Here is a 14,141-nt window from a genome sequence, read left to right as displayed (position 1 = left end):
CGCCATAGAGCAGCAGGTAGCAGACTTCGAGGAAGTCACCGTGCTCGGCAAGCTGATCGATCGGGTAGCCGCGATGCAGCAGGATGCCGGCGTCGCCGTCGATGAAGGTGATTGCCGATTCGCAGCTTGCCGTCGACGTGAAGCCCGGGTCGTAAGTGAAGGCGCCGGTGGTGCTGTAGAGCGCGCCGATGTCGATGACGTCAGGTCCGACCGAGCCGCTTCGCACCTTGAATTCATGCGTCTTGCCGGCCAGTTCGAGCTTGGCAGTCGGCGCATGCGTCTTGCTGCCCGGTTCTAGTTTTGTCGCAGCTTCGCTCATTCTCAACTCCTTCATGTTCCTCATGCCGGCAAGGCAATTCCTGCAAACGACACGTCGAAATCACCGGAATGCGCGAACTCGCCACCGCATTTTAGGAGGTGCGTGCCAGATTGGGCCAAGGCCTAATGTTGCACTGCGAAACACACCTTTCAATGCCAATCTTCTTGGGCCAGTTCGCTCCTAATCGATTTGATCTCCAATCCGCGCCAGGCTCTCCTCGCGGCCAAGCACGGCAAGCACGTCGAACACGCCGGGCGAGGTGCTGCGGCCGGTCAGCGCAGCCCGAAGCGGTTGGGCCACGGCGCCCAGCTTGTGGCCGCCGGCTTGCGCGAAGTCGCGGATCGAAGCCTCGGCCGCCGCGGCGCTCCACTCGCTGGAGACCCCCGCAAGCGCCGCGTGGGCACCACGCAGGATCGTGCGCGCCTCGTCGCTGAGCAACCCTGCAGCCTTCTCATCGAGGGCAAGCGGCCGCTCGGCAAACAGGAAGGCCGCGCCGTCGACCAGCTCGACCAAGGTCTTCGCGCGCTCCTTGAGGCCTGGCATGGCGGCAAGCAATTGGGCCTTGCGTTTATCGTCGAGGCGCGCGGCAAGAGCCGGACCGCCCTCGAGATAAGGCAAGGTCGCGACGAAGACGTCGAACAGGGCCTGGTCGTCCATCTTGCGCATGTGGACGCCGTTCAGAGCCTCGAGCTTGGCGAAGTCGAAGCGGGCGGCGCCCTTGTTGACGTCGCCGATATCGAACCAGGCGATCATGTCCTTGATCGACATCACCTCGTCGTCGCCATGGCTCCAGCCAAGCCTGGCCAGGTAGTTCAGCAAGGCTTCGGGCAGGTAGCCCATGGCGCGATAAGCCTCGACGCCGAGAGCGCCATGCCGTTTCGACAGCTTTGCGCCGTCGGCGCCGTGGATCAATGGGATGTGCGACATCGACGGCACGTCCCAGCCCATGGCATTGTAGATCACGGTCTGGCGCGCGGCGTTGGTCAGATGGTCGTCGCCACGGATGATGTGGGTGACGCCCATGTCATGGTCGTCGACGACGACGGCGTGCATGTAGGTCGGGTTGCCGTCCGAGCGCAGGATGATGAAGTCGTCGAGATCCTTGTTCGGGAAGCGCACCTCGCCCTGCACGCGGTCGTGCACGACGGTCTCGCCTTCGGTTGGCGCCTTGACGCGGATGGCGCCCTTGATACCGGCGGGCGCCTCTGACGGGTCGCGGTCGCGCCACTGGCCGTTGTAGCGCGGCGGCAGGCCCTTGGCCCGCGCTGCCTCGCGCATCGCATCGAGTTCCGCGGGTGTCTCATAGGCGTAATAGGCCTTGCCCCTACGCACGAGCTCCTCGGCCACTTCGCGGTGGCGCGGCGCGCGCTCGAACTGCGAGATTGCCTCGCCGTCCCAGGCAAGGCCGAGCCAGGTGAGCCCCTCCAGGATGGCGGTCGTGGCCGCCTCGGTGGAGCGCTCGCGATCGGTGTCTTCGATGCGCAGCAGCATCGTTCCGGCAGTGTGTCTTGCGTAGAGCCAGTTGAATAGCGCTGTGCGCGCGCTGCCGATGTGCAGGAAGCCTGTCGGCGAGGGGGCAAAACGGGTGACGACCTTGTCGGACATAGAACTCTCAGGGTGGCTCTGGAACAGGCAACGGTTGTGCGGACTTTCGCGCGCCGCGCGTTCATGTAGCATAGGCGGTCTGGGGCGCAAGGGGCAGACCCGATGGCTGAACGGGGCCGGGGCGCGGGGGAAGGCGAGGAGACGACGGTCGGCGTCAGCGAGCGCCTGCTGCTTGCCGGCGTGGCGTCTTTCGAACCGGCGCCAGTTCTGGTTCCGGAACCCAGCCCGCCAGATGAGATTCTGACACCCGACAGCGGGGTGTTTCGCGGGATTTCACCACCGGCAATCACCGACCGATTGCGCAGCCAGTTTCGGCGCGCTTCGCTTCCGGCGCTCCGCCAAAATCTAACCACCGCCGCCGCCATGGAACTGGACCGTGGCATCGTCTTCCTGCTGGCACCGGTATTCCTTGCTGCCGGCGTGATTTTCTACTTCTCGCTGGACGCCGAACCTGATCCCTACCGTCCACTTGCGGCTGTAGCCTTGCTGAGTGTTTGCGCAGCTGTTTCGCGGTCATGGCAAAAGACGCATCTTCTTTTCATGGCGACGCTGTTCTGCGCGTTGGGTTTTCTCGCCGCCAAGGTTGAGACCTGGCGGGCGGCAACGCCGATGCTCGGCTCCGAAATCCAGACGCGGGTGACAGGCCGCGTCGCCATTGCCGAAACGATGGCGAATGGACGTGTCAGGCTGACCATCGACCTGATCTCCACGGCCAACCCGAAACTGCGCTACGCGCCGGAGCGCGTCAGGCTTTCGGCGCGGCGGGTTCCACCTGGCCTGACGGCGGGATCGCTGGTGAGCGGCTATGCCCGGCTGCTGCCGCCGACAGGACCGATCCGTCCGGAAAGCTACGACTTTTCCTTCGACAGCTATTTCACCGGCATCGGGGCCAGTGGCTTCTTCCTTGGCGACCCGAAGATGCTGCCGGCAACCGAAATACCGCTCGATGCGCGCCTGGCCTCGGCGATCGAGAATGCGCGCGAGAGCATCGCCGATCATATCAGAGGCTCGGTCGGCGGGCCGGAAGGCGAGATTGCCGCCGCACTGATCGTCGGGGTGCGTGCGGGTATCCCGGAGGAAATCAACGAGGCGATGCGCCGGACCGGCATCTACCACATCATTTCGATCTCCGGCCTGCACATGGCGCTGGTCGCCGGCACGATCATGCTTCTCCTGCGCGGCGCCTTCGCGTTCTTTCCCGACTTCTCCTCGCGCCGGCCGGTGAAGAAGTATGCCGCTGCTATCGCGCTGGTGTCGATTGCCGCCTATCTCGTCATCTCCGGCCTGGTGGTCGCGGCCGAGCGAAGCTTCATCATGCTGGCGGTGATGCTGGTGGCCGTGCTTTTCGATCGCGCCGCGCTGACGATGCGCAATCTGGCCATTTCGGCCATCGCCGTCATCCTGGTGTCGCCGCATGAAGTGGTCGGCCCGAGCTTCCAGATGTCTTTCGCGGCCACCGCGGCGCTTGTCGGCGCCTATGCCGGCTGGGCCGACTATCGCGCCGGCAAGGCGACTGCGGCGCCGATAAAGGGCTCGTTCCTGGGATTCATGTCACGAAAGCTGGCGGTTGGCGCTGGCGGGGCTGCCCTGACATCGTTCATCGCAGGAAGCGCTACGGCCTTGTTCGCGATCTGGCATTTCCAGCGCGTCTCGCCGCTCAGCCTGTTCGCCAACCTGGCCGTCACGCCTATCGTCTCGCTGATCGTCATGCCGTTCGCGGTCTTCAGCGCGCTCGCCATGCCGTTCGGCCTGGACGGCCCCTTCCTCTATGTCATGGGCAAAGGCCTAACGATGATGATCGCCATCTCGGCGTGGATGTCCGAACGCTCGCCGGTCGATGCCGTCGGGCTGATTTCGATCCAGTCGGTGCTGCTGGCGACGGTTGCCCTGGTCATAGGCACCATGGCCACCACCTGGCTCAGGCTGGCAGCCGTTCCTTTCGCGCTGGCGGCGCTGCTGACGATACCGCATGTCCGTACGCCGGACGTGCTCATCTCCGAGGATGCGCATCTGGTGGCAATGCCGATAGGCGCCGGCGAACTCGCCCTCAACCGCGCACGCTCGAACGAATTCACCACGGACAATTGGAAACGGGCGCTACAGGCCGAAATCATCGTTCCGCCGGAGACATTTGCCAAGGGCTCGCCGGACATCGGCAATCCTGTCGACCTGCCGCCAGGATCGCCCTTCTATTGCGCCGGCGATCTATGCATTGCACGGCATTCGACCGGCGCTATCGTTGCCCTGGCGGAAAACCGCAGTGCCGCCCGGCCGGCCTGCGGCTTTGCCGATCTCGTCGTCATCAACGATGCTACGGCCTACAACCCATGTCGCGATCCGCGCATACTCGTCGTCACCAAGCGCCAACTCGCACTCGACGGCAGTGCTGCCGTCTTCTTCGACGGGCAATCGGCGACGGCACGAGCGACCATTCAATATGCCGTCGAAAAGCCGTACCGGCCCTGGCATGAGCAGCGAAAATACTCACGCGAGGCGAGGGGCCTGCCGCCATATAAGCGGCCCGAGAAAACGGACGCGAAGCCGCCGCCGGCTCAATAACGGCGGATCAGCCCGACGAGTTTGCCCTGTACTTTGACCCGGTCCGGCCCGAAAATGCGGGTTTCATAGGCCGGATTGGCGGCTTCAAGCGCGATCGAGGCGCCCTTGCGACGGAAGCGCTTCAGCGTCGCTTCCTCGTCGTCGACGAGCGCCACCACGATCTCGCCAGGGCTTGCCGTGTTGGCATTGCGGATGATGACGGTATCGCCGTCGAAAATGCCGGCCTCAATCATCGAGTCGCCCTTGACCTCGAGCGCATAGTGCTCGCCGCCCATGATCATGTCCGGCGGCACCGAGATCGAATGCGTCTGGTGCTGGATGGCGTCTATCGGCACGCCGGCGGCGATGCGCCCCATGACCGGAATGGACACTGCAGAAACGGCGTCGTCATTGCTGGGCGCTGGTGTACGTGAGGGCGTCGTCGCCGGCTTGATCTGCCTGCCAAGATTGCTTTGCCCGAGACTTCCCTGGATGACGCTTGGCGAGAATTTCTTCGCCGCGTTGAGGCCGGGCGCAATGGAGTCGGGCAATCGCAGCACCTCAAGAGCGCGCGCCCGGTTCGGGAGCCGGCGAATGAAGCCGCGCTCTTCCAGCGCCGTGATCAGACGATGGATGCCCGACTTGGAGGCAAGGTCGAGCGCCTCCTTCATCTCATCGAAAGAGGGCGGGATACCGCTTTCCTTCAGCCGTTCGTGGATGAACATCAAGAGTTCATGTTGTTTGCGCGTCAGCATGGCGGCCCCCACGGGTTCTGAAACCAGAATCAGAAAAACAAACCCAGAACAAACACTATCTGTTCCAGTTGTGTTCCGCAACCGTTTAAAGTTTAGTGAATGTGTTGACGTTTTGTTCAGCGTAACATCAGAACGCTGCATTCGGCGCCGGTATCGGCGGCTGGCGCGAAGGGCTCGCGCACGATCAGACCATTCGCGTCGACGAGCATTCTCAGCATCGAGGAATCCTGGATGCTGAACGGGGTCGCGACCAGTGTTCCGGCGTCCTCTCGCACCAGGGCGCGCACATAGTCCTGGCGAAGATCGTTGGCCTGCATGGCGGCGCCAAGCCGCGCCGCGCGGATATCCTGTCGGTGGGCGCGACCACCGAGGCGCGCCAGAAGCGGTTTCAGGAACAGCTGCGAGCAGACGAGGCTCGCTACGGGATTGCCGGGCAGGCCGATGCACCGGATATCGCCAAGCCGGCCGAACATCAGCGGCTTGCCCGGGCGCATGGCGATCTTCCAGAAATCGAGCGTCATGCCTTCGCCGGTCAGCACGTCGTGGATCAGGTCGTGGTCGCCGACCGAGGCGCCGCCGAGCGTGACGATGACGTCGGCGCCTGCCGCTACGGCTTTCCTGACCAGCGCCGCGATCGCTTCGTGACGGTCGGCGGCGATGCCCAGGTCAAGCGCGCGGGCGCCCACCGCTTGCGCCGCGGCGGCGACACCATAGGCATTGGACGAGATGATCTGGTCAGGACCGAGCTCGCTGCCCGGAGGCAGCAATTCATCGCCTGTCGCGATGATGGCAACCAATGGCCGACGCACCACGTCGAGGCTGGCGTGATTGGCTGACGCCGCCAGCGAGAGCGCCGCCGGATCGAGCAATCGGCCCTTATCCAGCACGACGTCGCCGCGCTCGAAATCGAGGCCGGCGCGACGAATGTTGCGCCCGGCGGCAGTCGGTTCCGTAACCTCGATGCCAGCGCCGCCGAGATCGCGGACATTTTCCTGGATGACGATGGTGTCGGCGCCTTCCGGCACAGGGGCGCCGGTGAAGATGCGCACTGCCTCGCCCTTGCCGACAATCCCGGCGAAGCCGTGCCCGGCAGGCGCCATTCCAACGACGGAGAGCTGTGCTGGCACTGATGCCACATCGGCGGATCGCGCGGCATAGCCATCCATGGCAGAAGCGTTGAACGGGGGTTGGGTGCGCAATGCCACCAGCGGCCCGGCGAGTACCCGACCGGCCGCATCCGCCAGCGCAACGCTTTCACCAGGCAATGCAGTGGCGCTGTCCAGCAAGCGCGCGAGCGCTTCGGCAAGCGGTACGAGCGCCATCCTACGAACCCGCCTTGTAGTCGCCCGACTTGCCGCCGGTCTTTTCGACCAGCCTGATGCCGGAAATCACCATGGCGCGATCGACAGCCTTGGCCATGTCGTAGATGGTGAGGCAGGCGACGGAGGCCGCGGTCAGCGCCTCCATCTCCACGCCCGTCTTGCCGGTGACACGGGCGAGCGCGGTGACCCTGAGGCCGGGAAGGGTGCGCTCAGGCTCGATCTCGACCGCGACCTTGGTGAGCAGCAGCGGGTGGCAGAGCGGGATGAGCTCATGCGTTTTCTTCGCGGCCATGATGCCGGCGATGCGGGCGGTGCCCAGCACGTCGCCCTTCTTGGCGTTCCCGGCCAGGATCATCTCCAGTGTTTCAGGCCGCATCGAGACGAAACCTTGGGCAGTCGCCGTGCGCGTCGTCTCGGCCTTGTCGCCGACATCGACCATGTTGGCCTCGCCGCCGGCGCCCAGATGGGTCAGGGCAGCCATGCTCAAACGGCCTCGGCCGGCGCCTTGCCCGTGAGCAGAAGCTCTGTCGCCGCGGCGACATTGGCCTGCCGCATCAGGCTTTCGCCGACGAGGAAGGTGCCTATCCTGCTCTTCTCCAGACGGCGACAGTCCTGGTGGGTAAAGATGCCGCTCTCGCTGACCAGGAGCCGGTCCGCCGGCACCATGCCCGCAAGCCGCTCGGAGACGCCGAGACTGGTCTCGAACGTTCTCAGATCGCGATTGTTGATGCCGATCAGGCGCGACGACAGCTTAAGCGCGCGCTGCATTTCCTTCTCATCGTGCACTTCGATCAGCGCGTCCATGCCGAGATCAAAGGCAGTCGTCTCCAGCTCGCGGGCCAACACATCATCGACGCTGGCCATGATGATCAGGATGGCATCGGCGCCCCAGGCGCGCGCCTCGTAGACCTGGTAGGGATCGAAGAGAAAGTCCTTGCGCAAGGCGGGCAGGTCAACCGCAGCGCGCGCGGCGGTCAGAAAGGCCGGCGCACCCTGGAAGGACGGCGCGTCGGTCAGCACCGACAGGCAGGCTGCCCCTCCTTGCTGATAAGCCCTGGCGAGCGCCGGCGGATCGAAATCGGCGCGGATCAACCCCTTGGACGGGCTCGCCTTCTTGATCTCGGCGATCAGCGCGAAGCCGCCGTCCTTGCGCTTGGCTTCGAGCGCGGCGAGGAAACCGCGCGGAGCGGAGGCGTCACTGGCCTTCGCCTTGACCTCGGCGAGCGGCACACTGAGCTTAGCTGCCGCGATCTCGTCGCGCTTATAGGCCTCGATCTTGCGCAGGATGTCCGACAAGGTTCTATCCGTTCGAAATCTCGACGAGCTTGTCGAGCACCGCGAGCGCCCGGCCGCTATCGATGGCCTGCGCGGACGCTTCGATGCCGTCGGCGAGTGTCGTCGCCTTGCCCGCTATCACCAGTCCGGCGCCGGCATTCATCAGCACCGTGTCGCGATAGGCGCCGGCAGCACCGCCCAACATGTCGCGCAGCGCCTTGGCGTTGTAGGCCGCGTCGCCGCCACGCAGGTCTTCCTTGGTGTGCCGTTTCAGCCCCACGGCCTCCGGCGTCAGCATGAAGCTGCGAATCTCGCCGCCCGCAAGTTCGGCAACCTGAGTCTCGCCGGTTGTGGTGATCTCGTCATATCCGTCGCCATGCACGACCCAGGCATGGTCGGCGCCGAGCGCCTTCAGCGTCTCGGCCACCGGCATAATCCATTCAGGCAGGAAAACGCCGACCATCTGGCGGCTGACGCCGGCCGGGTTCGACAGCGGACCGAGCAGGTTGAAGATCGTGCGCGTGCCGAGCTCGACCCGGGTCGGCCCGACATGCTTCATCGCCGGATGATGCGCGGGCGCGAACATGAAGCCGACCCCGGCTTCATGGATGCAGCGACCAATGGTTTCAGGCGAGATGTCGATCTTGACGCCAAGCGCGGTCAGCACATCGGCCGATCCGGTCAGCGAGGACAGGCCGCGATTGCCATGCTTGGCGACCGGAACGCCCGTCGCAGCGATGACGAAGGCCGACGCGGTCGAGATGTTGACGCTGTGGGAGTTGTCGCCGCCGGTGCCGACGATATCGATCGCGCCATGCGGAGCCTCGACCCGAAGCATCTTGGCGCGCATCGTGGCGACGGCGCCGGAGATCTCGCTCACCGTCTCGCCGCGTACCCGCAGCGCCATCAGGAAGCCGCCGATCTGGCCGGGCGTGGCGTCGCCCGACATGATGATGTCGAAGGCCTCGCGCGCTTCCTCGAAGGAGAGCGCCGAGCCGGTAGCCACCTTGGCTATGTGGGTCTTTAGCGCGCTCATCGTGTCTGTGCTTGCGAGATGGCGTTCGGATCGACGCGGACGTTGTATTGCGACTGCAGCTGCGCCACCAACTGGTCGAGCAGGTCGTCGGACATGCCACCGGCGAAGGACTTCTGCGCATCTTCCGGAACCGAGCTGCCGTCGGCGCCGGCCGGTTCGAAGACCTCGGCAACCTTGTACAGGATCTGGCCGTCGCCGGTAGGCGAGGGGATCAGCCCGGTGCCGCCTTCGCCGACGCCGAACATCGCGGCGGCGCCTTCCTTGCCAAAATCGGCGTCATCGGCCTCACGCTTCAGGCCCCGCTTGGTCTGTTTTTCGAGCTTCAGCTCGCCGGCTATGACGTCGAGCGTCGTCCCGGCCTTCAGGCGCTTTTCCAGTTCCTGCGCCTTCGCGTCGAGCCGCTTGTTGGTCTCGGCGGCTGTCCAGTCGGCCAATACCTTCTGGCGAACTTCGTCCAGCGTGCGGTCGCGCGCCGGCGTGATCGATTGCACCTCGTAGAACACGAAGCCGTTGTCCGCGGTGGTGATGCCTTCGTTCTCGGCGTTGGGTTCGGCAGCGAAGACAGCCTTGATCAGCTCGGGCGATTCCGGCAGGTCCTTCACGATCGTGCCGTCAGGCCGCAAGCCGGTGCGATCGATCGCATCGACGGTGATGTCCTTGAGCTTCAGCTTGTCGGCTGCCTGAGCGAGCGAAGCTCCTGACGCACGGGTATCTTCATAGCTGTCATGCACATCGAGCAGGATGCGGCTCGCTTCGCCCAGCGCCAGATCCTTGCGGATCTGGTCGGATACTTCCGAGACCGGCTTCACGACCTGCGGCTTGATCTCGCTGACGCGCAAGAGCACCGGACCGAAGGCGCCCTGAACGACAGGGCTGACCTCATTGACATTGAGCGCGAAAGCCGCGTCCGCCACCGCCTTGTCGGCGATCTTGTCCTTGGCAAGCGTGCCGAGCACGGTGTCGGCCTGTGTCTTGCCCTCGGCGGTGATGATCTTGTCGAAGGTGGCGCCGGTCTTCAGCGAATCATAGGCGGCCTTGGCGGCGTCGGGCGTCTTGAACACCAACTGCTCGATCGTGCGCATCTCGGGCGTGGTGTAGCGCGCGATATTCTTCTTGTAGTCGTCCGCGACCTGCTGGTCGGTGACCGAGGACGGGTCCATGATGTCCTGTGGTTCGAGCCGGACATAGGAGAACTTGCGGTATTCCGGCGCGGCATAGTTCTTCTTGTTGGCCTCGAAATAGGCCGAGAGCGCGCTATCCGACGGCGCCTCGATGGGCTGCACCAGCGTCTTCGGCAACACGATGTAATCGATCGTGCGGTCTTCGCCGCGATAGAGCGCGACTGCCTTCAGGAAGGTCTGCGGTGCCTTGAGGCCATCCGAGACCGCCTCGACGATCTGCTGGCGCACCGCCACCTGCGAACGGTTCTTGAGGTAATCTTCCGGCCGCATGCCGACCTGGCGCAACAGATATTCGAATGTCCTGCGGTCGAACTGGCCGCTTGGCCCCTTGAAGGCAGGATCGTCGCGCGTCAACTCGGCCAGCCTGTCCTTGGAGAGGCCGAGCCCGAGCTTGCGGGCTTGCTCGTCAAGCACCGCGCCCGATACGAGTTGCGCCAGCACCGTGTTGTCGATGCCGAGCAGCTTGGCCTGCTCCTGCGTGATGCGCTGGCCATATTGCTGCGACAGCACATTGATCTGGCGATCATAGGCAAGGCGGTATTCGTTGATCGAAACCTCGGTGCCGCCGGCGGTGATCACAGCATGATGGCCAGCCAGCACGCCCCCCACCATGCGCGTGGTGATGCCCCAGGCAGCAAAACTCAGAATCAGCAATGACAGCAACGTCTTCGCGATCCAGGTACTCGCCGCGCTTCTCAATATACCAAGCATGCTTACTTCCGATTTTTGCGCAATTTCGCATGCGCCGAGTCTGAAACAAGCGCAATAGCGCCCTTCCGCGCCAGTGTCGATTGCTTTGTGGCCTGATTTTGGTAGTGAGGGCGCCTGCCTTTTGTCCCGCCTGGAGAGACCGTGCCATGACCCCTGGAATCCGCCCGCTCGTCGCCGGCAACTGGAAAATGAACGGCACCAGCGCCTCGCTCAACGAATTGCGGATGATCGGCAACGGCTTCATGAGCGGGCTAGATGCGGAGACGGAAGCCGCGGTCTGCGTCCCGGCGACATTGCTGCACCAGGCCGCCGAGATCCTTTCGCGCACACCCGTGCGTGTCGGCGGAGAAGATTGCCATCCTGAGGAGAGCGGCGCGTATACTGGCCAGATTTCGGCAGAGATGCTGAAGGATGCCGGCGCCAGCCACGTGATCGTCGGCCATTCCGAGCGTCGCGAGCAATGCGGCGACGATGACGAGGTCGTCCATGCCAAGGCCTCCGCGGCATGGCGCGCAGGCCTAGTGGCCATCATCTGCATCGGCGAGACGAGAGCCGAACGCGAGGCCGGCACCACGCTTGATATATTGTCGCGCCAGCTATCGGGGTCGGTGCCGACCAGCGCAACTGCGGCCAATACCGTCATTGCCTATGAACCGGTCTGGGCCATCGGCACAGGCCTGACGCCGACCGCGACCGACGTTGCCGAGGCTCATGCGCATATCCGCGGCAAACTGACCGCCTTGCTCGGCGACGCGGCGGCCAAGATGCGCATCCTTTATGGTGGTTCGGTCAAGCCTTCCAATGCGGTGGAACTGCTCGGCGTCGAGAATGTCGATGGCGCGCTGGTCGGGGGGGCCAGCCTCAAGGCAGCCGACTTCCTTGCCATCGCGGAAGCCTACATGAACATCGCATAGGCTTTGCGGACATCGCGGCGGCGGGGGTTCGGCCAAAATCGTTGCAATGGCCGTATTGCTCCCCATATTCCCGGCCACGGGCTTGGAAATGCTGCCAAAGCATTGTAAGGAGCCGCCTCCAAATCATCGGTCGTATGCGCGGCCGCGCAAGGCCTCGCCAGGATAAATTATGGAAACCGTACTGATCGTCGTCCACCTCATGGTCGTGCTCGCCCTTGTCGGCGTGGTGCTGCTGCAGCGCTCCGAAGGCGGCGGTCTGGGCATCGGCGGCGGTTCCGGTTTCATGACCGCGCGGGGCGCCGCGAACGCGCTCACCCGCGCGACCGCGATCCTGGCGGCCGCCTTCTTCGTGACTTCCCTGGCGCTGTCCGTTCTCGCCCGTTATGGCGAGAAGCCGATCGACATCCTTGACCGCGCCCCGGCGTCGACTACCGACAATGCCGGCAAGGGCGTGCTCAACCAGCTGCCGGGCTCGAGCGGTCCGGTCGCACCGGCCGGCGGCAAGGCGCCCGCGGCCCCGGCTGGCGCCGCCGCGCCGGCGGCCCCGTCAGGGGGCGCGACGACCACGACACCGCTGTCCAACAGCGCGACGACAACGGCTCCGGCGCCTGCGCCTGCCACACCGGCGCCCGCGAATCCGACCACCCCGCCCGCGACCAACGGTGTCACCTTGCCGGTCACCCCACAGGTCCCGAACCAATAGCCGGACAAGCATTGCGGCCGCGATCTGTTGTTGTTTGAACACAGTCGCGGCAAATGCCGCTCGATCACGAAGATTCAACCAAGCGTAGCGCATTGCCGCGCTTGAGGGGTCCGTGGCTAATCGATTATAGATTGCGCGCGGCACTTTTCGGCGTCCTTGGGGGGCGCCGGGCGACGCCGTGGGCAACAAGCATTGAACGATCGGATCTTCGCCATGCAGCTTCGCAGCTTCATTATCTTGGGATTCTGTGCCGTCCTCGGCATGGGTTCCGCAGCCATTGCCGCACCGGCAAACCTGGCCGCTTCGCCGTCCATGGAGACGACCGGCGCCATTCCCGCCACCGCCAAGAGCGATGCGTCGCAGCTGAGGATTCTGAAGAAGAAGAAGAACCCGACCTCCGACGACCTTGCGCAGATTCGCAAGCTCGAAACCAAGATCGAGGCCGACAAGGCCGCCGCCAAGGACAAGGCGCTCGAGGCCCGCAAGCTGGCGATGCGCGAGGCGGCCAAGGCCAAGGCCGACGCTGCCCGCCAGGAGTGGCTGGCCAAGAACGGCTCGGCCGCGGCGACTGAAGTGGCCGACGCCAAGCCGGAAAAGAAGAAGGCGACCAAGACGCTTGAACCGCTTACGCCTGTCGCGCCGCTCGCGCCCCTCCAGCCCGAGCAGCCGATTCCGGCCGAGGCCATGAACATCACGAGCACCGGTAACAATGGCGAATTGCGCAGCGAAGCACCCGGCCAGAAGCAGGCGAGCAACGGGCTCTTCGCCGGCCTGTTCGGCGGCGCTTCGGCAAGTTCGATCGACTATCTGCCCGAAACACGCGCGCTCGACAGCGCGCTTGCCAGGAAGGACGCAAAGAGGCCCTTCAAGGTGAAGCCCGAATACGTGCCGCAGGACGTCGCCTTCTCCGGCTACGAGCCCGGCACGATCGTCATCGACACCAGCGCTCGGCGCCTCTACCTCGTCGAAACCTATTCTACGGCGCGCCGCTATGCCATTGCGGTCGGTCGCGAGGGCCTGCAGTTCAAGGGCACGGTTGCGGTCGGCGACAAGCAGGAATGGCCGCGTTGGATCCCGACGCTCGACATGCAGAAGCGCGAGCCGAAGCACTATGGCCAGTACAAGGACGGCATGGCCGGTGGCGGCGAGAATCCGCTCGGAGCGCGCGCCATCTACCTCTATGACGGCAAGAAGGACACGCATCTGCGCATCCATGGCACGATCGCTCCACAGTCGATCGGAACCAGCGCCTCGAATGGCTGCTTCCGCATGATCAACGAGCACGTCATGGACCTCTACAGCCGCGTCAGGATTGGCACCAAAGTTGTTATCATATAACAACTAGTCGTTATCATCTGACGACTGGTCGTTAGCATGCCGAAAGGGCCGGCACCGCCGGCCCTTTTTGTTTTGAGTCTTTTGCCTGTCGCCCAAAACGGCTTGGCCGTTTGGGCGACAGGCTTCGCAAATGCCTGCCCGCAGGCACCAGCGCCATTTTGGGAAAAAGCCTTCGCGGCGGTTTTTTCTCTGGCGGAATCAATCCGGCCGCGTTAAGCGATGACTCCCATGGCGCGATATGTATTCATCACAGGCGGCGTGGTTTCCTCGCTCGGAAAAGGCATTGCCGCAGCAGCTCTTGGGGCTCTTCTGCAGGCGCGAGGCTATCGCGCCCGGATCAAAAAACTCGACCCATACCTCAATGTCGACCCGGGAACGATGTCGCCGTACCAGCACGGCGAAGTGTTCGTGACCGACGACGGCGCCGAGACCGATCTCGATCTC

Annotated in this window: 12 protein-coding genes and 1 pseudogene; 5 read left to right on the top strand and 8 right to left on the bottom strand. The window is 64.3% G+C overall.

Annotated elements, in window-relative coordinates:
- Together Q0L57_RS26415 and gltX are read right to left on the bottom strand one after the other, a co-directional pair.
- Window positions 1–319: citrate/2-methylcitrate synthase (locus Q0L57_RS26415; RefSeq protein ID WP_296746020.1), on the bottom strand; the 319-nt coding region annotated here is incomplete at its 3' end.
- A 180-nt stretch (window positions 320–499) separates the two neighbouring features.
- Window positions 500–1,924, bottom strand: a complete 1,425-nt coding sequence (gene gltX / locus Q0L57_RS26410) for a glutamate--tRNA ligase (protein ID WP_296746019.1) — start codon at window positions 1,922–1,924, stop codon at window positions 500–502.
- A 102-nt stretch (window positions 1,925–2,026) separates the two neighbouring features.
- Here gltX and Q0L57_RS26405 point away from each other — a divergent pair, with 102 nt between their 5' ends.
- Window positions 2,027–4,483: a ComEC/Rec2 family competence protein gene (locus Q0L57_RS26405; RefSeq protein WP_296746018.1), complete on the top strand. Its 2,457-nt coding sequence runs from the start codon at window positions 2,027–2,029 to the stop codon at window positions 4,481–4,483.
- On the opposite strand, the gene lexA is transcribed toward Q0L57_RS26405, so the two are convergent.
- From lexA to Q0L57_RS26375, 6 genes are all read right to left on the bottom strand, one after another.
- Window positions 4,477–5,217: a transcriptional repressor LexA gene (lexA, locus tag Q0L57_RS26400; RefSeq protein ID WP_296746022.1), complete on the bottom strand. Its 741-nt coding sequence runs from the start codon at window positions 5,215–5,217 to the stop codon at window positions 4,477–4,479. The genes Q0L57_RS26405 and lexA overlap by 7 nt on opposite strands.
- A gap of 116 nt (window positions 5,218–5,333) precedes the next feature.
- Window positions 5,334–6,539: a gephyrin-like molybdotransferase Glp gene (gene glp, locus Q0L57_RS26395; RefSeq protein ID WP_296746017.1), complete on the bottom strand. Its 1,206-nt coding sequence runs from the start codon at window positions 6,537–6,539 to the stop codon at window positions 5,334–5,336.
- 1 nt (window position 6,540) lies between these two features.
- On the bottom strand, window positions 6,541–7,020 hold the full coding sequence (moaC, locus tag Q0L57_RS26390) for a cyclic pyranopterin monophosphate synthase MoaC (RefSeq protein WP_296746016.1): 480 nt from the start codon (window positions 7,018–7,020) through the stop codon (window positions 6,541–6,543).
- Between the two features lie 2 nt (window positions 7,021–7,022).
- Window positions 7,023–7,835 carry an indole-3-glycerol phosphate synthase TrpC gene (gene trpC / locus Q0L57_RS26385; RefSeq protein WP_296746015.1) on the bottom strand — a complete coding sequence of 271 codons (813 nt, stop codon included), beginning with the start codon at window positions 7,833–7,835 and terminating at the stop codon, window positions 7,023–7,025.
- Window positions 7,836–7,839: 4 nt separating this feature from the next.
- Window positions 7,840–8,850: an anthranilate phosphoribosyltransferase gene (gene trpD / locus Q0L57_RS26380; RefSeq protein WP_296746014.1), complete on the bottom strand. Its 1,011-nt coding sequence runs from the start codon at window positions 8,848–8,850 to the stop codon at window positions 7,840–7,842.
- A complete protein-coding gene (locus Q0L57_RS26375; protein ID WP_296746013.1) occupies window positions 8,847–10,742 on the bottom strand; it encodes a peptidyl-prolyl cis-trans isomerase in 1,896 nt (631 codons plus the stop codon). The genes trpD and Q0L57_RS26375 overlap by 4 nt, the downstream gene beginning before the upstream one ends.
- Window positions 10,743–10,888: 146 nt before the next feature.
- Between Q0L57_RS26375 and tpiA the strand changes: the two genes are divergently transcribed.
- The 4 genes and pseudogenes from tpiA to Q0L57_RS26355 form a co-directional block, all read left to right on the top strand.
- Window positions 10,889–11,656 carry a triose-phosphate isomerase gene (tpiA, locus tag Q0L57_RS26370; protein ID WP_296746012.1) on the top strand — a complete coding sequence of 256 codons (768 nt, stop codon included), beginning with the start codon at window positions 10,889–10,891 and terminating at the stop codon, window positions 11,654–11,656.
- A gap of 169 nt (window positions 11,657–11,825) precedes the next feature.
- Window positions 11,826–12,359 carry a preprotein translocase subunit SecG gene (gene secG, locus Q0L57_RS26365; protein ID WP_296746011.1) on the top strand — a complete coding sequence of 178 codons (534 nt, stop codon included), beginning with the start codon at window positions 11,826–11,828 and terminating at the stop codon, window positions 12,357–12,359.
- A 213-nt stretch (window positions 12,360–12,572) separates the two neighbouring features.
- A complete protein-coding gene (locus Q0L57_RS26360) occupies window positions 12,573–13,697 on the top strand; it encodes a L,D-transpeptidase (RefSeq protein WP_296746021.1) in 1,125 nt (374 codons plus the stop codon).
- A gap of 219 nt (window positions 13,698–13,916) precedes the next feature.
- A pseudogene (locus Q0L57_RS26355) lies at window positions 13,917–14,141 on the top strand (CTP synthetase); the annotation flags it as partial.

Origin of the sequence: Mesorhizobium sp. (assembly GCF_024509055.1) — a bacterium.
Taxonomy (GTDB): domain Bacteria; phylum Pseudomonadota; class Alphaproteobacteria; order Rhizobiales; family Rhizobiaceae; genus Mesorhizobium.
The sequence above is the reverse complement of the archived record's forward strand: the minus strand, read 5'-3'. Positions and strand labels throughout refer to the sequence as shown.

Excerpts from the sequence above, each read along its gene's own strand:
- tpiA (WP_296746012.1), top strand. The coding sequence starts at position 10,889 with ATGACCCCTGGAATCCGCCCGCTCGTCGCCGGCAACTGGAAAATGAAC.
- lexA (WP_296746022.1), bottom strand. The coding sequence starts at position 5,217 with ATGCTGACGCGCAAACAACATGAACTCTTGATGTTCATCCACGAACGG.
- Q0L57_RS26375 (WP_296746013.1), bottom strand. The coding sequence starts at position 10,742 with ATGCTTGGTATATTGAGAAGCGCGGCGAGTACCTGGATCGCGAAGACG.
- secG (WP_296746011.1), top strand. The coding sequence starts at position 11,826 with ATGGAAACCGTACTGATCGTCGTCCACCTCATGGTCGTGCTCGCCCTT.
- glp (WP_296746017.1), bottom strand. The coding sequence starts at position 6,539 with ATGGCGCTCGTACCGCTTGCCGAAGCGCTCGCGCGCTTGCTGGACAGC.
- Q0L57_RS26360 (WP_296746021.1), top strand. The coding sequence starts at position 12,573 with ATGCAGCTTCGCAGCTTCATTATCTTGGGATTCTGTGCCGTCCTCGGC.
- moaC (WP_296746016.1), bottom strand. The coding sequence starts at position 7,020 with ATGGCTGCCCTGACCCATCTGGGCGCCGGCGGCGAGGCCAACATGGTC.
- trpD (WP_296746014.1), bottom strand. The coding sequence starts at position 8,850 with ATGAGCGCGCTAAAGACCCACATAGCCAAGGTGGCTACCGGCTCGGCG.
- Q0L57_RS26405 (WP_296746018.1), top strand. The coding sequence starts at position 2,027 with ATGGCTGAACGGGGCCGGGGCGCGGGGGAAGGCGAGGAGACGACGGTC.
- gltX (WP_296746019.1), bottom strand. The coding sequence starts at position 1,924 with ATGTCCGACAAGGTCGTCACCCGTTTTGCCCCCTCGCCGACAGGCTTC.